The organism is Anoxybacillus suryakundensis, from assembly GCF_001418025.1.
GTDB lineage: Bacteria > Bacillota > Bacilli > Bacillales > Anoxybacillaceae > Anoxybacillus > Anoxybacillus tengchongensis.
The window spans coordinates 90,838-109,313 of record NZ_LIOK01000007.1; the positions used below are offsets into that span (position 1 = coordinate 90,838).

Consider the following 18,476-nt stretch of genomic DNA (forward strand, 5'->3'; position numbering starts at 1 on the left):
AAATTCCCCCTCTCGCTTGCTCCTACTTAATTAACGCATTGCAGTCAATAATGAGCGCAACTTGTCCGTCACCTAAAATGGTTGCCCCAGAAATAGCAAATACGGACGTTAAGTAGTTGCCAAGCGATTTTAACACCACTTCTTGTTGACCAATAAATGAATCGACGACAAGTCCAGCCATTTTCTCACCTTTACGCACAATGACGACCGATAAGAAATCGTCTTCTTCCTTGATGACCGGCACTTCAAAAATATCTCTTAAGAATAAAAGCGGTACAACTTTCCCACGAAAATCAATCACTTTTTGATTATGGGCATGTAAAATATCTTCTTTTTTCACAATGGCTGTCTCGATAATCGATGACAACGGAATCGCATATTTTTCATTTTGAATTTCAACTAACATAACTGAGATAATAGATAGTGTAAGCGGTAGCTGAATCGAAAAGACCGAACCGACCCCTTCTTCCGAGTCAATGGATACTGATCCACCAAGCGATTCAATCGTACTTTTTACAACATCTAATCCGACACCGCGTCCTGAAATGTCAGATACTTTATCCGCTGTTGAAAAACCTGAAGCAAAAATAAGTTCATATACTTGTTTGTCTGTTAAATTGGCTGCGTTTTGTTCCGAGATAATGCCTTTACTAATGGCTTTTTTCAGCACTTTTTCACGACTAATGCCCGCACCGTCGTCTTCGATTTCAATAAATACATGATTGCCGCTATGATATGCTTTGAGCTTGACTGTTCCTTCTTCCGGTTTTCCTTTCTCTCGGCGCACATCTGGCGTTTCAATGCCATGATCGATAGCATTGCGCAACAAGTGAACGAGCGGGTCGCCAATTTCATCAATTACTGTGCGATCGAGCTCCGTTTCTGCTCCGATAATTTCAAGATTAATTTTCTTCCCTAAATCGCGAGCTAATTGACGAACCATTCGCGGAAAGCGGTTAAATACCGTTTCAACAGGTACCATGCGCATATTTAAAATAATGTTTTGCAAGTCTCCCGAAATGCGCGACATCCGTTCAACTGTTTCGTGTAATTCAGGGTTGTTTAACTCACGCGAAATTTGTTCTAGTCGGCCGCGATCAATGACAAGTTCTTCAAATAAGTTCATTAATACATCAAGGCGCTCAATATTGACGCGAATCGTTTTGTTGCTTACTTGCTTTCCAGTCGCTTTTTCTTCTTGTCCTTCTTGTTTTTTCTCCGCGACTTGTTCCACTGTTTTCGGCTCTTCTTTTTGTTCCACCGGTTTTTCGTGGGCATTTTCCTGCGCAACAGGTCTATGTAAATCAACCGGTTGGACGTTTACTTCTTCTACTTCAGATACTTTCATAATGCGCTTTTGTAACTCATCTTGTGATACTTTTGTCACTACCGTCACAACAAATTGATCGTCAAACTGTTCGGCCTCAAGCATTTCAACGGTCGGAACAGACTTGATCACTTCACCGATTTGTTCAATCACTTCAAAAATCATAAATACGCGGGCAGCTTTTAATAAACAGTCAGAGCGCAGTTTAATTGCAACCTCATAACTGTGGAACCCTTGTTCAGCTGACTGTTTTAAAATCGTGTATTCAAACTCATCGTATGTTTGTTCATATGTTGGGGTGCTTTTTTGTGCTACAACGACTTCTCCTTTTTCAATTTGCTTTAACTGCGCAACAACTTCTGTAACGTCACGTTTTCCATCTCCACCTTCTGCAATGGAAACGACCATCGCTTCTAAATCGTCAACAGCGCGAAAAATGACGTCAAGCAGTTCAGGCGTCACCGCAATTTTCCCATTACGAATCGCATCAAGTACATTTTCCATTTGATGTGTTAAATTGGCTAAGTCCTCAAATCCCATCGTTGCTGACATTCCTTTTAACGTATGGGCGGAGCGGAAAATTTCATTAACGATCGACACATCGTCTGGATTTTTTTCAAGTTCTAGCAGTTGCTCGTTAATTGTTTGTAAATGCTCTTTACTTTCATCAATAAACACTTCGAGGTATTGACTCATGTCCATTGTTCCTATCCCCCTCAAACTTGTACGTGTTTCATTACCGCTTCAGCAATATCGTCCACGTGAACGATCTCATCAACAACGTTTGCAGCAATGGCTGACTTAGGCATGCCGAATACAACGGAAGATTCGGCAGATTCTGCAATGACAAACGTCTTACCCGAAGACTTTAATTGTTTTAATCCTGCTGTACCGTCTGAACCCATGCCTGTCATAATAACAGCGATTTTCTCGTAATCTGTTAAGGCGCTTAGCGATTCAAACATCACGTCAACAGAAGGTCGATGACCATTGCGCGGTGCTGCTTCATCCAAGTGGATGGCTAGCGACATCCCTACACGTTTCACATGTAAGTGTTTTCCTCCTGGTGCGATATACGCTGTCCCCTTTTGAATAATTTCACCATCCTCTGCCTCTTTGACGCGAATGTGACATAATGAATCAAGTCGGGTCGCTAACGACTTTGTAAACCCTTTTGGCATATGTTGAACAACTAAAATCGGTGCGTCAATCGTTGCTGGAAATTTTGTTAATACGTGTTGAAGCGCACGCGGTCCACCTGTTGATGTACCGATCGCGATGATTTTTTTCTTTCCACTTACATTTTGTCGTTCACTTACCTCTATTTTACTATATTGCTTTTGTGGCAACATAGACATTTTTTGTTTTGTTTTCACCGTTCGTAAATTCGCTTCGCTTGCCAAAAGAACTTTTTCGATCATTTTATCTTTAATTTTATATAAATCTAGCGAGATCGCTCCGGAAGGCTTCGCAATAAAGTCAACCGCCCCATATTGCAACGCTAAAATCGTATTTTCTGCCCCTTCTGTCGTCGTGCTTGAGATCATAACGACAGGAAGAGGTCGTTTTTGCATTATATGCTTTAACGTTTCAAGCCCGTTCATGACAGGCATCTCAACATCTAGCGTCACGACATCCGGATTGAATTGCTCAATTTTTTGTAACGCTTCTTGTCCGTCACGTGCTGTACCGACAACGTGCAACCGCGGATGTTCGGACAAAAAATCACTAATTAATTTTCGCATAAAAGCAGAGTCATCAACGACGAGCACTTTTGCTTTCTTCACAGCGATGATAACCTACCTTTCCAAAAAGTATTGACGTAGCTTAGCAAAGAAGTGAAACGGACGTTTCGTTTGCTCCTCGTGTTCTTCTTTTACTAAGTAGCGCTCCGTCATTTGCATAAGCGCCTTACTCGCCTTCGCACTCGGGTCAAATAAAAGAAAGGGCGTTTGCCGAATAACTGCGGTGCTTACTGTTCGGTCTTCGGGTATATATCCTAATGCATGTAATTGTTTTCCTAAAAACCGTTTCGCCACTTGTTTTAAACGTTGCAACGTTTCTGTTCCTTCTTTATCCGAACGTGCGCGATTGACTAACACATAAATCGGAAGTTGCGGATCTGCTAAATGAATGTACTTCATTGTTGCATATGCATCTGTTAAAGCAGTCGGCTCAGGTGTCGTTACGATGAAAATATCATCCACGGCCTTGAGCAACTGAAGACGATCTTCAGACATACCCGCTCCCATATCGAAAATGAGATAGTCGTATTGCTCGGAAACAAGCTGTAATTGTTCAATAAAATATTCGACTTTTTGCTCATCCATATGAAAAATTTCTGTTAATCCCGTTCCCCCCGCAATAAACGACAACTGCTCTGGTCCTGTTTTTATAATATCATGAATGGTGACGTCTGGACGAAAAATATCGATGATCGTACGAGAAGATGTATGTCCAAGCAAAATATCAATATTCCCCATACCAATATCCATATCAAATAACAATACATGTTTTCCTCGTTGGCGCAATGCTAAGGAAAAGTTTAACGAAACGTTCGACTTTCCAACGCCACCTTTGCCACTCAATACAGCAATCGCTTTCGTTTCTGCTTCATGTTGCATTTTTTTCACACGTAAACGTAAGCTTTCCGCTTGATCTCTCATCATCGTTGCTCGACCCCAGTAACCATATTTGCCACAAGCTGTGGAGTAGCTTCAACAATATCATCAGGTACGTTTTGCCCGTGCGTCATATACGCTGCACCGATGCCGCACTGGATCATCATATTTAACATCGCTCCGTGTCGACTCGTTTCATCGACTTTCGTAAAAATAAATTTATGAATCGGAATAATGGAAAACTGTGTGTAAATGTCTTTCATATCTCGCCATTTTGCTGTAAGCGACAATACAAGAAACGTTTCCATTTCTTCATTAAAATCAATCATTTCTTTTAAATCGTTCACATATTGGGCATTGCGAAAATTTCGTCCAGCTGTATCAATAAATATAATATCGTATGACGCGAGCTTTTCTTTCGCTTGACGAAAATCGTCGAGATTGTAACATACTTCAAGTGGAACATTCAAAATTTTAGCATATGTTTTTAACTGATCAATTGCCGCAATACGATACGTATCTGTCGTAATAAACGCTGCTTTTTTTCGATGTTTAATGACACAATCGGCAGCCATTTTCGCAAGTGTTGTCGTTTTACCAACACCCGTCGGTCCGACAACGTTCACGAATTTTTTTTGAAACGACATGCCGCCAAACGAAAGAGAAGATAATGCTTGAACGATTTCTTCATGAAGCCATTGCTTCACTTCTTCATACGACGCATTTGCTCCAGACGTGTACCAACGTTGCAACAAGGTAGACATAAACATAGCTCGCACATCATCGCTTATTTCTTGATCGATTAAATGCCCATCGATCATCTTTAACGGGGTTGGATAAAGTTCTCCTCCATGTGACAACTGATGAATCGTTGCCTTTAATTCATGAATTTCTTTTAATAGCTGTTCATCACGCATCGGTTCTGTGCGCTCTTTTCGTTTTTCTTTTATTTTTTGAACAGGCGGAGTGGCTGGTTTCGGATCAACAGCAGCAATCACTTCGATATTTTTCCGGGCAAACAACCCAAGAAAACCTTTTTTGTGTACAACTTTCGAGTTTAAAATGACGGCATCATTGCCGAGCTCAGCTCGAATCATTTTCATCGCTTCTGGCATTGATGAAGCCACAAACTTTTTCACCTTCATTCCACATTCACCACCCCAACACTTTGAACTTCCACATTGGCTTCAAGTTCATTATACGACAATACCGGAACGTGACGGAAATATCGCTCCGTTAATTGTCTCACATACATGCGCACAGCCGGTGAGCAAAGCAAAATAGGCGATTGATCTTGAAAAGGAAATTGCTCAATTTGCATCGCAATCGCTTCAATAATTGCTTGTGAAACAACGGGATCGAGCGCTAAATAATTACCGTGCTCCGTTTGTTGCACACCTTCTGCAATCATTTTTTCAACTTTCCCTGATAACGTAATGACACGTAACGGTTGACCTTCAACCACATATTGGCTCGTAATTTGACGGGCGAGTGCTTGACGAACGTATTCTGTTAAAAGATCTGGATCTGTCGTCATCCGAGCAAAATCCGCAAGCGTCTCAAAAATGACCGGCAAATTGCGAATCGATACTTTTTCACGTAATAAATTCGCCAGCACTTTTTGAATGTCGCCTACCGATAACGGATTTGGTGTCACTTCTTCAACTAAAATAGGATACGATTCTTTCACATGATCAATGAGCTGCTTCGTTTCTTGACGGCCGAGCAACTCATGCGCATGCGCTTTTAACAGCTCGGTTATATGTGTTGATACGACAGACGGAGGATCAACAACTGTATATCCAAACATTTCAGCTCGTTCTTTCATTTCTTCAGAGATCCATTTTGCCGGTAAGCCGAACGCTGGCTCAACTGTATCGATTCCTTCAATCGAATCATCTTCAATGCCTGGGCTCATCGCCAAATAATGATCAAGCAGCAATTCCCCTCGTGCCACTTCATTTCCTTTAATTTTTAGTCGATATTCATTCGGTTGCAGTTGAATGTTATCGCGAATACGAACAACGGGAATCACGATACCAAGCTCTAAAGCGAGCTGACGGCGGATCATCACGATACGATCTAGCAAATCCCCACCTTGATTAGCATCAGCGAGCGGAATTAAGCCGTATCCAAACTCGAACTCAATCGGATCAACGCTTAATAAACTAACAACACTTTCTGGGCTTTTCATTTGATCCATTTCTATTTCTTCTTCTGTTTCTTCCGGTGTTGTTTCAGACACATGCGCTTGTTTTGTTAATTGATATGCTCCAAAAGCAAGCAAAGCCGCGATCGGCATCGTTAACAAATCATAAATGGGCGTCAACAATCCGAGTAAAAAAAATCGTCCCTGCTGTGACATATAGCATTTTCGGATAAGCAAACAGCTGCCGCATAATGTCGGCACCTAAGTTATCATCGGAAGCGGCACGCGTGACGACAATCCCTGTCGCAGTTGAAATTAATAGCGCTGGAATTTGGCTAACGATTCCATCTCCAACAGTTAATAATGTGTATCTCCTTGCCGCTTCCCCAATATCCATGCCTTGCTGTACCATCCCGATGACAATTCCGAATAGCATATTAATTAGAACAATAATAATTCCTGCGATGGCATCACCTTTAACGAATTTGCTTGCTCCGTCCATCGCACCATAAAAATCAGCTTCTTGCGCAACTTTTTCGCGTCGTTCTCTCGCTTGTTGTTCAGAGATGATGCCCGCATTTAAATCTGCATCAATACTCATTTGTTTTCCGGGCATCGCATCGAGCGTAAAGCGCGCCGCAACTTCAGATACGCGCTCTGCCCCTTTTGTGATGACAACGAATTGAATAATAATTAAAATTAAAAACACGACGAAACCAACAACAACATTTCCACCAATAACGAACGTTCCAAACGTTTCAACAACTCCTCCTGCTTCTCCTTTACTTAAAATCGAACGAGTCGTTGAAACGTTTAAACCGAGGCGAAATAATGTAAGCAAAAGGAGAAGCGAAGGGAAGATCGAAAATTGGAGCGGTTCGCGCATATTCATTGATGTTAAGAGAACGAGCAACGCAAGAGAAATATTCATAATGATGAGGACGCTAAGCAACCATGATGGTAGAGGAATGATGAGCATCGCTACAATTAATACAACCATAAGTAATACAGATAAGTCCCTTGCCGACATAAACGTTCTCTCCTGTCTACATACATGAAATTAAAGTTTATTTTTCGTTTTATAGACGTACGCTAAAATTTCCGCCACCGCTTTAAAAAACACTTCTGGAATGACCATCCCGACATCTGTTTGATCGTATAATGCGCGAGCGAGCGGACGATTTTCAACGATCATGACATCGTTTTTTTTAGCAATATCTTTTATTTTTTGCGCCATATAGTCTGCCCCTTTAGCGACAATGATTGGGGCATCTGCTTGTTGTTCATCATACTTTAACGCAACTGCAAAATGTGTCGGGTTTGTAATGACGACATCTGCTTTCGGTACTTCTTGCATCATGCGGCGCATCGCCATTTCCCGTTGCTTTTGCTTAATGCGCGATTTAATTAACGGGTCACCTTCTGTCTTTTTGTATTCATCTTTAATGTCTTGCTTTGACATACGAATATTTTTTTCAAAATCGTACCGTTGATACAAATAATCGAACATTGAAAGAAACAGTAAAGCGACAGAAGCAGCAATCCCCATTTGAATCGTTAAACGTCCAAGCGTGGCCGCAATCGCTCCAATCGACTTATGAGATAGCGATAAAATATCGTCGATGTGTAGCCATAAAACAGAAAAAGTGACAACACCAACAAACAATACTTTTAAAATGGACTTTAACAATTCCACAAGCGCACGAAGTGAAAATATGCGCTTAAACCCTTGGATCGGATCGAGTTTACTTAATTTCATTTGCAACGGTTCGGTCGTGAATAAAAAACCAACTTGCACAAAATTAGCAAATAGCGCCGCAGCGATGGCGGCTAAAAAAATTGGTCCAACGAGCATAGCAAGTTGTCGCAAAAGATCAACGAAAATAAGCTGCACAGAATCGACCGTGACGTCCATAAAAAAGTAATGTTGAAACGACTGGCGAAATAGCCGCACAACCGCATCTCCCCATACGCCCGAAGAAAACGAGAGAACGAGGAAAACAACGAGCATTAAAAAGGCAGCGGTCGCATCCGCACTTTTTGCTACTTGTCCTTTTTTACGCACTTCTTGCCGCTTTCTCGGCGTTGCTTTTTCTGTTTTTTCTCCGGCGAAAAACTGCAAATCAACGGACAGCCAACTCACGTTACGCGCCTCCTAATAGTTTCATCATGTTGCGCATCGACATAAAAGTGAGTTCAAACAGTTGTTTGGTGACGACAAACATGCTTGAAAATACAATGACAAACAAAACAAAGCTAACGATAATTTTTACAGGTAGACCAATGACAAAAATGTTCATTTGTGGAACGGTGCGCGCTACAATGCCAAGCGCTACATCAACTAAAAATAAACAACCGACAATCGGAATGGCCATTTGCAATGCAATCACAAACATCGCCTGAAATAAACGAACAACTTGTTCTGCAATTTGTCCATTCCCGAAAGAAATGAGATGATCGAGCGGAACGAACTGATAGCTATAAAAAATACCGTCTAACAACAAATGATGTCCATTGACGGCAAGCAAAAAAAACAAAGCAAGCGTGTATAAATATTGTCCCATTAATGGGCTTTGGGCGCCTGTTTGCGGATCGATAACGTTTGCAATCGCAAATCCCATTTGGAAATCAATGAATCCGCCTGCAATTTGAATCGCTGACATAATCATAAAAGCCACAAGCCCAATAAGTAGCCCGACCAGCACTTCTTTCATTAGCAGCATCATATACGTTCCGTCAATATTTAATGGTTTTGGATCGAGTGAAAAAAACATCAGCCAACTGATAAAAAAAGCAAAACCGATTTTATGAACGCTTGGTATGTTTCGATACGAGAAAAGCGGCATCGTCACAAAGAATGAAGCGACGCGCGCAAAAATGAGCAAAAATGTCGGTACATACGTGTATAGCTCCATACGCTTCATCCTACAAATTTACTTAAGTTATTAAAAATGTTGTATGCATATGAAATCATGCGCGAAAGCATCCACGGTCCGAAGAAGACGAGACCGAGTAATACCGCAACAATTTTCGGTACAAATGCTAACGTTTGTTCTTGAATTTGCGTTGTCGCTTGCAAAATGCTTACAAACAAGCCGACTGCAAGGGCAAGCAACATGAGCGGACCGCATATGACAAGCACCATATATACACCGCGTTCCGCCACTTGAATAACAAAATCGGGACTCATTTTTCCCACCTACTTTAAAAGCTTTCTAATAATGATTTCACGACTAAATACCAACCGTCCACCAAGACAAACAATAAAATTTTAAACGGCAACGAAATCATGACCGGCGGTAACATCATCATCCCCATCGACATTAATACACTGGCGACAATCATATCAATGACTAAAAACGGGATGAATAACATAAAGCCGATTTGAAACGCTGTTTTTAATTCGCTAATCGCAAAAGCGGGAACGAGCGCTGACATCGGAATGTCTTGTACCGTTTTCGGTTGTTCAGCCCCTGCGTAGCTTAAAAATAAAGCTAAGTCTTTTTGACGCGTATGTTTACTCATAAATTCTTTTAGCGGTGCTTCAGCTCGTTCATAAGCTTGCTCTAAATTAATTTTTTCATCAAACAATGGCTGCAAGGCGTCACGATTTATTTGTTGAAACGTCGGCGCCATAATAAAAAATGTTAAAAATAGCGACAGTCCGATAATAACTTGGTTTGGCGGCATTTGTTGCGTGCCGAGCGCTGTTCTAACAAACGATAAAACAATGACGATGCGCGTAAACGATGTCACCATAATTAAAATGCCTGGCGCAATGGACAAGACCGTCAAGAGCAATAACAGTTTGACGGATGTGGCTACGTTTTCAGGCGCACTATTATTAAAAAACTGCATGACTTCATTCATGTGAATCCCTTTCTTTTTCGAGCGCTCTCATCGCCTGTTTTCGCTTTTCAGCCAACTGTTGTAATTCTCGATCAAACAATTGGCGAAAGCGAGGTTCGTTTGTTTTTCGTTGCAAAAGCGATTGGAGCGATTTCCATACGTTCGTATCAAGCAATGAATCAAGACGCGCTTCATGTTGCTTAAGCAACTCCTCAATTTCTTGTTCATCTGTAATTTCTTTTAATAAGTGAATCGATTCACCTACACCGACAACAAATACGCGTCGACCGACTTTCACGATTTGAATCGTTCGATTCGTTCCTAAACTTGTCCCACCTAAATGTTGGATAAGCCCTTTTCGCTCATAAAATCGGTTTTGTTTATTTAACCATTTTAAAAGCGCATATAACAAAAATACAACAAAAGCCGTTGCAAAAATGAGTTTGACAAAGTCCCAAATTGTAATGGGAGACGGCTGGGCAACGATTTCCGATTCCGTTGCCTTGTCTGTTTGTTGTTCTTTACACTTTTCTGGATGCTCTACACATTCTTTTACGCTATTCGTTTGTTCTGCAAAAGCAGGAGAAACTGCTTGCAGAACAACGAACGCGCACAACATGATGATGCGAATATAGCGCAATGAATTCCACCTCTAACCGAGCGTTTTGTTAATCGCTTCAATGACGCGATCTGCTTGGAACGGCTTGACAATAAAATCTTTTGCTCCTGCTTGAATGGCATCAATAACCATCGCTTGTTGCCCCATGGCTGAACACATAATGACTTTGGCGTTGCTGTCAATTTTTTTAATTTCTTTCAGCGCCGTAATGCCATCCATCTCTGGCATCGTAATGTCCATTGTGACTAAGTCTGGGCGAAACTCTTTATATTTTTCGACCGCTTGCGCCCCATCAGCTGCTTCCGCGACGACTTCGTGCCCATTTTTCGTTAAAATATCTTTAATCATCATTCTCATAAATGCTGCATCATCAACAATTAAAATTCTCGCCATTCTCCAAAAACCTCCCGAATTATCGTAATTTGTTTAACCGATCGCTTTGGCTAATAATGCTCGTCACACGCACGCCGAAATTTTCATCGATGACGACAACTTCACCTTTCGCGATCAATTTGTTATTAACTAAAATGTCAACCGGTTCACCAGCCAGCTTATCAAGTTCAATGATGGAACCTGACGATAAACTTAAAATGTCTTGTACAGAGCGCTTCGTGCGCCCGAGTTCCACCGTCACCTGCAGCGGGATATCAAGCAACATGTCGAGATTGCGCGATTCCGCTTCTGGCAATGGCGCTGGTTCAAAACTTGCAAAAGCAACAGGCTGGACGTTGACAGGCTGCTGTACTGCTCCCACTCCAACATGTTGAGGAGCTTCTTTTTGCGTTTGTTGAGCCGGTGAAGACGCTGGTTGCGCTTGTACGGATGGCGCGGTTTGACGTGGCTCGTTCGTATTTATTGTAGCTGATGTTTGTGTCTTTGTACTAGACGGATTTAATAAATTTTCGACTAATTCTTTCGCAAAATGAATCGGCAACAATTGCATAATGTTAGAATCAATTAAGTTTCCTACTTTTAAACGGAACGATACTTTTACAAGCACGTCGTCCGGCGGTAAATATTCAAATCCTTCGCCTTCCGATAAATCAAGCAAGTGTAAGCTTGGTGGTGAAATATCAACTTTTTTACTAAAAATTGTGGACATCGATGTCGCAGCCGAACCCATCATTTGGTTCATCGCTTCTTGTACAGCACTCAGTTGAATTTCGTCCATAAAGGCAGGCGGATTTGTACCATCTCCCCCCATCATTAAATCTGCGATAATCGCGGCATCAGATTGCTTAATGACAAGTAAATTCGTTCCTAAAAATCCTTCCGTATAGCTAACTTGAATCGCAACGTACGGATGTGGAAACTCTTCTGCTACGCGCGTACGTTCAATGAGTGAAACGTTCGGCGTCGTAATTTCAACCTTTTGATTTAATAACATCGATAACGCTGTCGCTGAACTGCCAAATGAAATATTTCCAATTTCACCAAGCGCATCTTGTTCAATTGGTGTCAATACTTCATCGATCGACATTGTACTAGACGGCATCGGGTCTTCATCAATTCCTCGCAACAACGCATCAATCTCATCTTGAGATAACATATCGTCACTCATCATCGCCGTCTTCCCCCTTTATTACATCTAAAATTTGTACTGCTAATCGTTTATTCATTTTTCCTGGCTGCCCAATAAATTTCGGCACATCTCCTACCTTAATGATGAGCGGATCGCGCACTGTTTGATCGAGTTGAATGACATCACCAACGGAAAGTTGTAAAAACTCTTGGACGGAGATGCTTGATTTACCAAGCTCTGCGATCATCGGCACTTTCGTTTGCTTTAATCGCTTTTGTAGCGTCGCAACTTCTTCTGGTTCACGCTCTTTTTTTTGCGTTTGCATCCAATAATGAACAGATAACTTCGGGATAATCGGCTCTAATACAACGTGTGGGATACAAATATTAATCATTCCACTCGTATCACCAATTTGTGTATTTAAAGAAATAACAACAACCGTTTCATTTGGTGACACCATTTGTAAAAATTGTGGATTGACTTCAAAATCTGTGAGCATCGGATCGATATCCGCCACAGACTCCCACGCTTCACGCAAGTTGCTAAACGCTTTTTCAAACAAACTGGACATAATTTTTGTTTCAATTTCAGTTAAATTTTCGATTTTGTTTAAACTTACCCCTCTGCCTCCCAATACGCGATCAAGCATCGCATAGGCGATGTTTGGGTTGACTTCTAACAGTACGCGTCCATCAAGAGGTGGAACTTCAAACACTGTTAAAATCGTCATTTTCGGAATGGAGCGAATAAACTCTTCATATGGCAATTGGTCAGCCGATGCGACTGAAATTTGCACGTATGTGCGCAACTGCGCAGAAAAAAACGTCGTTAACAATCGAGCAAAGTTTTCATGTATGCGCGTTAAACTGCGAATTTGGTCTTTTGAAAACCGTAACGCCCGTTTAAAGTCATACACTTTCACTTTTTTCTCTGCTTCTTCCTTTTTCAGCTCATCCGCGCTCATCTCTCCAGCAGATAGCGCCGCAAGCAAGGCATCAATTTCACTTTGTGATAAAACTTCTCCTGACACCGTTCTCACCTCCTACTCCTATTCATTTTATTTACTGGAGAATAAAGGAGGTTATATAAATTTTCTCAACTTTTCCTTCTTGCATAAGTTCATTTATGCGTTCGCGCAGTTTTTTCTCTAAAAGAAGCTTTCCTTGTTTTCCTTTGAACTGCTCCGCTGTCATCTCTGATAGCTCTTCAATAATAATGTTTTTAATTTGAAAATCACGTTTTTCCGCTTCTTCTTTTGCTTTTTCGCTATCTGTTTGAATTTTAAACGCAATTTTTATAAAACTTCCGTCCATTAAATTTGTCATCATTTCCGGTACATCAAACGAACTGGCGACAATTTCATCAACCGTCGGTTCTTTTGGTTCGTCATTCCCCATGAACTTCATGACAACAACAAGGGCGACGACGCTAACAAGCGTAATCACTCCCATAACAATTAACATGATTTTTAACATTTTATTGTCCTTCAACGTCGGATCCCTCCGCATCTCTCCTTAATCCGAGAACAGAAATGTTACGATAAAACGTTTCTACTAATAACATAACATCTTCCACAGACTCCCGCACGACAAACTTTTTGCCATTCGTTAATGTAATGGTCGTGTCTGGGAACGCTTCAACTTGCTCTATGTAAATGGCGTTTAACGTAAAAGGTTTACCGTTTAACCGCGTTAATCGAATCATTATGTATCGGGGGCAAACGCCCCCGTCCCCCCTTTATTTATTATTTCTTCAAGTTGACAAGCTCTTGTAAAATTTCATCCGACGTTGTAATGATGCGCGTATTCGCTTGGAATCCGCGTTGGGCAACGATCATTTCTGTAAACTCTTCAGATAGATCGACGTTCGACATTTCAAGCGCACCGGAAATAATTTCACCTGCGCCGTTTAAACCAGGTCGTGATAACTCATTAATTGTCAACCCGTTGGCATTTCGGTCGAGCTTACCAGAGTTGTTTGTTTCTTTAAACGTATTTCCTCCCATTTTCTCTAAACCGCTCGGATTCGGAAATTGTGCTAATAAAATTTGTCCTGCAATTTTTAATTGCCCAGAACTATCAATAAATGTCACTTTTCCGTCCGCCGTAATCCCGAAACTTTTCGCCGTCTTCGGAATTTGAATTAATCCCGGTTCAAAGCTTGTCACATTTCCGTATTTCGGCTCGCTGTAGTCTTGTAACACTTGTTGGACACTTTCGACGAACCCGCTAATTCCTTCTAAATAAGGACCCATCATTTTTTCAGCTTCCGCTAACGTATCCGGCCAATCGGCCTCGTTTTCTGGAAGGAGCGGAACAGGATTGATACTTGCTTTAGGGGATACGCGGTCATTAAAATAACTTCCGGCCGCAGCAAGCGTTGTATCGTTCGGATCTGTCTTCCCTGTTATTTTTTCATTTAGATTTTTTAGTTCATTATTAAAATTTTTGATAAAATTAATAAAATCTGTTTGTGTAGTTGGGTTGTTATCAGGATCTTTAGTAAATTCATCTTTCCATTTTTTTATAAAGTTTACAAGACCATTCGTGCTATTCAGAAATGCATCCAAATCACGTCTTGCTTGAGCCACATGAGGAGCATTTGTAATCACCGTATCTACATCTTTAATCGCTGCTTCCCCAATTAAATATTGTCCGTCCGAATTAACGATATAACCGTATTCATCTAAATAAAAGTTACCAGCACGTGTAAAGCTTAAGTTAAAAACACGATCAATCGGAACTCCTGTATTCACTTTATTTGTTCCTAATTTCCCAGCTGGTCCATCCATACTAATTAGCGTTACATCATTAATCGATCCAACAACGAAAAAGCCGTCGCCACCAAGCGCTAAGTCAAGCGGACGTGATGTCGTTTGCGTCGAGCCTTGCGTATGAATGGTTTCGATCGAACCGAGCCCGCTTCCTAATCCGATTTGTTTTCCGTTAATTCCCCCGCGTGTCCCTGTTGATGATGTCGCGGCTGAAATTTGTTGCGAAACGAGATCTTTAAATGTGACGCGCGCTTTTTTGTAGCCATACGTGTTGACGTTAGAAATATTGTTACCAATGACGTCTAATTTATATTGAAAGTTACGAATACCACCAATTCCAGTAAACATGGAACGTAACATAATAATCCTCTCCTTTTCGTTGTTTGAGCGGCTTCTGTCATTCCGCACGCTCAAAGGCTTCCTGTAAAGGTCCAGCCTTATATAATAATGGCTCCGTTAATGTTTGTAAACAACTGGCTCTGTGCTTCTTCACGATGCATCGCTGTAATGACCGTTTGATTCACAGCGCTCACGATTAAGGCAGCTTCATCTGTAATGACGAGCGAGTCGCGCACACCTTTTTGTTTTGCTTCGACAATTTTTTGTCCGATCATCGCCCATTGTTCCTCGTTAATGTGAATATTTCGTTCTTGTAACCGCTGCTGGGCATGTTTGCTTATTTTTAATGCTTTTCCTGCTTCAGCAAGCGCATCGCGAAACGATTGCCGCTCCGTTGAAACGGCCGCCTGTTTTTGCGACGGAATCAATGGGGTGTGCGGAAAAAACTGAATGCGATTCATTTTTTCACCTCCTTTATTGCGACACTTTTGTGACGCGAGAGGCCAACACCATCTCCCCTTGATCAAGCTCTAACCATACGTCTGTCCCTTTTTGAACGACAGCTTTCACCACACCGCTTTGTTCATTCCATGTGACAGTTTTACCAATCCATTCGCTATATTGAGCGAGCGACGGTGTAGATTGTTGTTGAATAAGCTTTTGCAATGCATCTAATGTGCCTGCAAGTTTTTCAGATGTGCCCGTTTGTGTCTCAATAAATTTGCTCATCATATTCGACATATTGACCATTTGTTCAAGCGATGAGAAGTTTGCCATTTGTGAAATAAATTCACGGTCTTCCATCGGATTTAACGGATCTTGATGTTGCAATTGAGCAATTAAAATTTTTAAAAAGTCATCTTTCCCTAACGAGCTTTTCCCCGTCTCACGTTGTGCGACTTGGCGTTGTGATAAAAGCAAACTCGGATCGATCGTTGCCACGTACATCACCTCTACATATCAAAATGAAACCACTCTTTTAGCCACTCATCAAAAGATTGATCAGGTTGCTTTTTTTCTTCTTTTTGCTGTTCTTGCTGCTGTTGCTGCTGTTTTTGTTGATGGAAAGAATGGTCGCGAAATTTCGTTTGATCAAATACATTGAATTGCTCTACCGTAATACGATCGGCAATGTGCGCAAGCTGATGAATATGTTGTTCCACTAACTGCTTCGCTGCTTCAGTTGATGTAATCATTTTTGCAGTTAGCTTCCCTTTTTGCTCAATGAGTTTAATCGTTACATGTCCTAAATGTTCAGGATGTAAACGAATAAGCAGTTGCGTATTGCCATTTTTCCACTTCGTCAACTGGCTCGAACGAATGATTCGCTCAAACTGCGCAACAAACGGAGTTTCATTCGTCATATCAATTGTTCGTAGTTCAAACGGTACATGCTTATCGTTTGATTGTTGCGCAACATGTGCCTGTGCCATCTGTTCGGACGGACGAGCAATCGGTTGCTTACGCTGTTGTGGTAATGGTGCAACTTCTTTTTGTACAGGTTGCCAAGATTGTTCTTGTAAACGTGCAACCACAAATTTCATACCAGATGTCGTTTTTTCACTATCAACAGTCGACAATAAAGCACGCGGATGTTCTATAACTTTTTGCATCAGTTCTGTCTCTACTTGTCCCACATGACGCTGTGTCTTTTCATAGTCGCCTAACTCGATTAATTTTTGCAACATATCTTTCAGCGTATTGCTTTGTTCATCGTTTGTTCCGAACATGTTGCGAAGCGTTGCACGTGCATGTTCAATAATCGGTTCTGGAATCGTCCATTGCTTTTGCTCAAGTTGAAACAAAGCGATGATGAGCATCAGTTCATCTTTTTCATCCCGATCGTCTTGTGGTGAAAACATCGTTTCAAACGGCTGACCATCTGAAAATGGTTGAATGATTTGCTCTTTCGTTTCCTCTGGTAAAAGAGAAAGAAACGATTGTATCATTTCATTTGATAATATTTGTTTGTCTGCGTATCCATCATGAAGCGGAAGTTCGGCAAACCATTGCTGCAACTGCTCCCAATCGATTCGTTGCACCGTTTCTGGCTGTTCCGATAGTGATTGTAACGATGGGGACGTTTGACGCAACGAAGAAAGCAACTGAGCAAACGCATGTCCATCGCCCATTTCAACAGTCGTCTGTTGATTTAATCCACTAAATGGAGCCATAAAAGAAACTCCAGCGATATTCATTTCTTCACCTCCTTTCAATTGTTCGCTTTTTTCGCAAGAAGGCTCGTATATTTTGCTGCGTTTGTTGCATCCATTTTTTCTAAAATGGCCGCCGCTTTGTCTGTTTTAAGCTTGGACAATAAATTAACCGCTTCTTGATCGGACATTTGTGGAATAATTTCTGCAGCTTTTTTCGGTGTCATCGTTTCATACATTTTCACAACGTCTACACGCGTACCATTCGTCTGCTCAGTCGTAGGCGTTGTTGTTGGCTCCTGCGCTTGTTCTTTTTCCGCTTGTAAGCGTGCGATTTCTTGCTTCAGCGCATCTATTTCCGCTTCTTTTTCTTTGAGCGCATCATTCGCTTTTTTTAGTTGTTTTTCTTTTTCAACAATCGCTGCTTTTAATTCAACAATTTGTTCTTGTAGTTTCTTTTTTTCATTTGCTTCTGTTCCCTCAATCCATTGGGAAACAAACGGCAATTGACTTGCATATTTTTTTCCTTGTTCAAATACGTTAATGCCAGAGAACGTTAAAATTAACAAAACGACAGAAATCGTAAATAAAAGCGGAATAAAAACGACAAAAAGAAACCATTGAAACTTGCTCGTTTTTTTCGTCTCTTCTCCTTTTTCAAACTGTTCCATCGATGCTCACCTTGTTTCTCGATAACAATATTGTTGTATAGAAATATCGTCCATTTGTTTTTGTTCAGCTATTCGCATTTGCGTTGCTATCATTTCGTCATGCTTTTCTTTTATTTTTTCGTATTTTTTCACTTCGACATTCAATTCAACTAATTTTAGTTGTTTCAACTCCATATGCTGACGTGCTTGCATAACAAGATGCTGATAATGGTCGATGACCCGCTGCAAGTTGCTCATAAAATGTTGAAACGAGCGAATATGTTGAATCGCTAGCCCCGATTGTAATTGTTGTTTATGTTGTTCTTCATACTCTTCTTTTTGTTTTAAAAAATGGTATAGTTTTTCTGCCACTTCTTCAAATCGGGTGCGCGCTTCTTCATATTCATGTAACGCTTTTTGTTTTTCATGTTCTTTTAAATGTAAAATTTTCGTGAATTTAAATGGTGTCATCGT

Annotated in this window: 20 protein-coding genes and 1 pseudogene; all 21 read right to left on the reverse strand. The window is 41.1% G+C overall.

Annotation, left to right across the window (positions count from 1 at the left end):
* Positions 1 to 22: 22 nt before the first annotated feature.
* Positions 23 to 2,029 (reverse strand): chemotaxis protein CheA, encoded by a 2,007-nt coding sequence (locus ASC42_RS06885; protein ID WP_055441127.1) that lies wholly within the window; start codon positions 2,027 to 2,029, stop codon positions 23 to 25.
* A gap of 14 nt (positions 2,030 to 2,043) precedes the next feature.
* Positions 2,044 to 3,114, reverse strand: coding sequence for a protein-glutamate methylesterase/protein-glutamine glutaminase (locus tag ASC42_RS06890; protein ID WP_055441128.1), 1,071 nt, complete (start codon positions 3,112 to 3,114; stop codon positions 2,044 to 2,046).
* Positions 3,115 to 3,126: 12 nt separating this feature from the next.
* Positions 3,127 to 3,996, reverse strand: coding sequence for a MinD/ParA family protein (locus ASC42_RS06895; protein WP_055441129.1), 870 nt, complete (start codon positions 3,994 to 3,996; stop codon positions 3,127 to 3,129).
* Positions 3,993 to 5,093, reverse strand: coding sequence for a flagellar biosynthesis GTPase FlhF (gene flhF / locus ASC42_RS06900; RefSeq protein WP_055441130.1), 1,101 nt, complete (start codon positions 5,091 to 5,093; stop codon positions 3,993 to 3,995). Before flhF ends, ASC42_RS06895 begins: the two co-directional genes overlap by 4 nt.
* Positions 5,090 to 7,127 (reverse strand): annotated as a pseudogene (flhA, locus tag ASC42_RS06905) (flagellar biosynthesis protein FlhA). The gene flhF and the pseudogene flhA overlap by 4 nt, the downstream one beginning before the upstream one ends.
* A gap of 30 nt (positions 7,128 to 7,157) precedes the next feature.
* On the reverse strand, positions 7,158 to 8,240 hold the full coding sequence (gene flhB / locus ASC42_RS06910) for a flagellar biosynthesis protein FlhB (protein WP_055441131.1): 1,083 nt from the start codon (positions 8,238 to 8,240) through the stop codon (positions 7,158 to 7,160).
* A 1-nt stretch (position 8,241) separates the two neighbouring features.
* The gene (fliR, locus tag ASC42_RS06915; protein WP_055441132.1) at positions 8,242 to 9,021 is read right to left on the reverse strand and encodes a flagellar biosynthetic protein FliR; all 780 of its coding nucleotides are present in this window, start codon (positions 9,019 to 9,021) and stop codon (positions 8,242 to 8,244) included.
* Positions 9,018 to 9,287, reverse strand: a complete 270-nt coding sequence (gene fliQ / locus ASC42_RS06920) for a flagellar biosynthesis protein FliQ (RefSeq protein WP_032099709.1) — start codon at positions 9,285 to 9,287, stop codon at positions 9,018 to 9,020. The genes fliR and fliQ overlap by 4 nt, the downstream gene beginning before the upstream one ends.
* A gap of 14 nt (positions 9,288 to 9,301) precedes the next feature.
* Positions 9,302 to 9,967, reverse strand: coding sequence for a flagellar type III secretion system pore protein FliP (fliP, locus tag ASC42_RS06925; RefSeq protein WP_006323082.1), 666 nt, complete (start codon positions 9,965 to 9,967; stop codon positions 9,302 to 9,304).
* Entirely contained in the window at positions 9,960 to 10,586 is a 627-nt protein-coding gene (gene fliZ / locus ASC42_RS06930; RefSeq protein ID WP_055441133.1) for a flagella biosynthesis regulatory protein FliZ, read from the reverse strand. The genes fliP and fliZ overlap by 8 nt, the downstream gene beginning before the upstream one ends.
* A gap of 12 nt (positions 10,587 to 10,598) precedes the next feature.
* Positions 10,599 to 10,958, reverse strand: coding sequence for a chemotaxis protein CheY (gene cheY / locus ASC42_RS06935; protein WP_003394872.1), 360 nt, complete (start codon positions 10,956 to 10,958; stop codon positions 10,599 to 10,601).
* Between the two features lie 19 nt (positions 10,959 to 10,977).
* A complete protein-coding gene (fliY, locus tag ASC42_RS06940; protein ID WP_055441134.1) occupies positions 10,978 to 12,129 on the reverse strand; it encodes a flagellar motor switch phosphatase FliY in 1,152 nt (383 codons plus the stop codon).
* Positions 12,119 to 13,117: a flagellar motor switch protein FliM gene (gene fliM, locus ASC42_RS06945; protein WP_055441135.1), complete on the reverse strand. Its 999-nt coding sequence runs from the start codon at positions 13,115 to 13,117 to the stop codon at positions 12,119 to 12,121. Before fliM ends, fliY begins: the two co-directional genes overlap by 11 nt.
* A gap of 31 nt (positions 13,118 to 13,148) precedes the next feature.
* A complete protein-coding gene (fliL, locus tag ASC42_RS06950; protein WP_082435701.1) occupies positions 13,149 to 13,562 on the reverse strand; it encodes a flagellar basal body-associated protein FliL in 414 nt (137 codons plus the stop codon).
* 1 nt (position 13,563) lies between these two features.
* On the reverse strand, positions 13,564 to 13,791 hold the full coding sequence (locus tag ASC42_RS06955; RefSeq protein ID WP_009732894.1) for a flagellar FlbD family protein: 228 nt from the start codon (positions 13,789 to 13,791) through the stop codon (positions 13,564 to 13,566).
* A 40-nt stretch (positions 13,792 to 13,831) separates the two neighbouring features.
* Positions 13,832 to 15,220, reverse strand: coding sequence for a flagellar hook-basal body complex protein (locus ASC42_RS06960; protein WP_055441137.1), 1,389 nt, complete (start codon positions 15,218 to 15,220; stop codon positions 13,832 to 13,834).
* 77 nt (positions 15,221 to 15,297) lie between these two features.
* A complete protein-coding gene (locus ASC42_RS06965) occupies positions 15,298 to 15,660 on the reverse strand; it encodes a TIGR02530 family flagellar biosynthesis protein (RefSeq protein WP_055441138.1) in 363 nt (120 codons plus the stop codon).
* Positions 15,661 to 15,673: 13 nt separating this feature from the next.
* Positions 15,674 to 16,141, reverse strand: coding sequence for a flagellar hook assembly protein FlgD (flgD, locus tag ASC42_RS06970; RefSeq protein ID WP_141653504.1), 468 nt, complete (start codon positions 16,139 to 16,141; stop codon positions 15,674 to 15,676).
* Between the two features lie 11 nt (positions 16,142 to 16,152).
* On the reverse strand, positions 16,153 to 17,397 hold the full coding sequence (locus ASC42_RS06975) for a flagellar hook-length control protein FliK (protein WP_055441196.1): 1,245 nt from the start codon (positions 17,395 to 17,397) through the stop codon (positions 16,153 to 16,155).
* A 14-nt stretch (positions 17,398 to 17,411) separates the two neighbouring features.
* Entirely contained in the window at positions 17,412 to 18,023 is a 612-nt protein-coding gene (locus ASC42_RS06980; protein ID WP_055441140.1) for a MotE family protein, read from the reverse strand.
* 6 nt (positions 18,024 to 18,029) lie between these two features.
* Positions 18,030 to 18,473: a flagellar export protein FliJ gene (gene fliJ / locus ASC42_RS06985; RefSeq protein WP_055441141.1), complete on the reverse strand. Its 444-nt coding sequence runs from the start codon at positions 18,471 to 18,473 to the stop codon at positions 18,030 to 18,032.
* Positions 18,474 to 18,476: the final 3 nt, after the last annotated feature.

Excerpts from the sequence above, each read along its gene's own strand:
- ASC42_RS06965 (WP_055441138.1), bottom strand. The coding sequence starts at position 15,660 with ATGAATCGCATTCAGTTTTTTCCGCACACCCCATTGATTCCGTCGCAA.
- ASC42_RS06975 (WP_055441196.1), bottom strand. The coding sequence starts at position 17,397 with ATGAATATCGCTGGAGTTTCTTTTATGGCTCCATTTAGTGGATTAAAT.
- fliJ (WP_055441141.1), bottom strand. The coding sequence starts at position 18,473 with ATGACACCATTTAAATTCACGAAAATTTTACATTTAAAAGAACATGAA.
- fliQ (WP_032099709.1), bottom strand. The coding sequence starts at position 9,287 with ATGAGTCCCGATTTTGTTATTCAAGTGGCGGAACGCGGTGTATATATG.
- flhF (WP_055441130.1), bottom strand. The coding sequence starts at position 5,093 with ATGAAGGTGAAAAAGTTTGTGGCTTCATCAATGCCAGAAGCGATGAAA.
- ASC42_RS06885 (WP_055441127.1), bottom strand. The coding sequence starts at position 2,029 with ATGGACATGAGTCAATACCTCGAAGTGTTTATTGATGAAAGTAAAGAG.
- fliL (WP_082435701.1), bottom strand. The coding sequence starts at position 13,562 with ATGTTAAAAATCATGTTAATTGTTATGGGAGTGATTACGCTTGTTAGC.
- fliR (WP_055441132.1), bottom strand. The coding sequence starts at position 9,021 with ATGAAGCGTATGGAGCTATACACGTATGTACCGACATTTTTGCTCATT.
- ASC42_RS06960 (WP_055441137.1), bottom strand. The coding sequence starts at position 15,220 with ATGTTACGTTCCATGTTTACTGGAATTGGTGGTATTCGTAACTTTCAA.
- fliY (WP_055441134.1), bottom strand. The coding sequence starts at position 12,129 with ATGATGAGTGACGATATGTTATCTCAAGATGAGATTGATGCGTTGTTG.
- ASC42_RS06955 (WP_009732894.1), bottom strand. The coding sequence starts at position 13,791 with ATGATTCGATTAACGCGGTTAAACGGTAAACCTTTTACGTTAAACGCC.
- ASC42_RS06980 (WP_055441140.1), bottom strand. The coding sequence starts at position 18,023 with ATGGAACAGTTTGAAAAAGGAGAAGAGACGAAAAAAACGAGCAAGTTT.
- ASC42_RS06895 (WP_055441129.1), bottom strand. The coding sequence starts at position 3,996 with ATGATGAGAGATCAAGCGGAAAGCTTACGTTTACGTGTGAAAAAAATG.
- cheY (WP_003394872.1), bottom strand. The coding sequence starts at position 10,958 with ATGGCGAGAATTTTAATTGTTGATGATGCAGCATTTATGAGAATGATG.
- fliP (WP_006323082.1), bottom strand. The coding sequence starts at position 9,967 with ATGAATGAAGTCATGCAGTTTTTTAATAATAGTGCGCCTGAAAACGTA.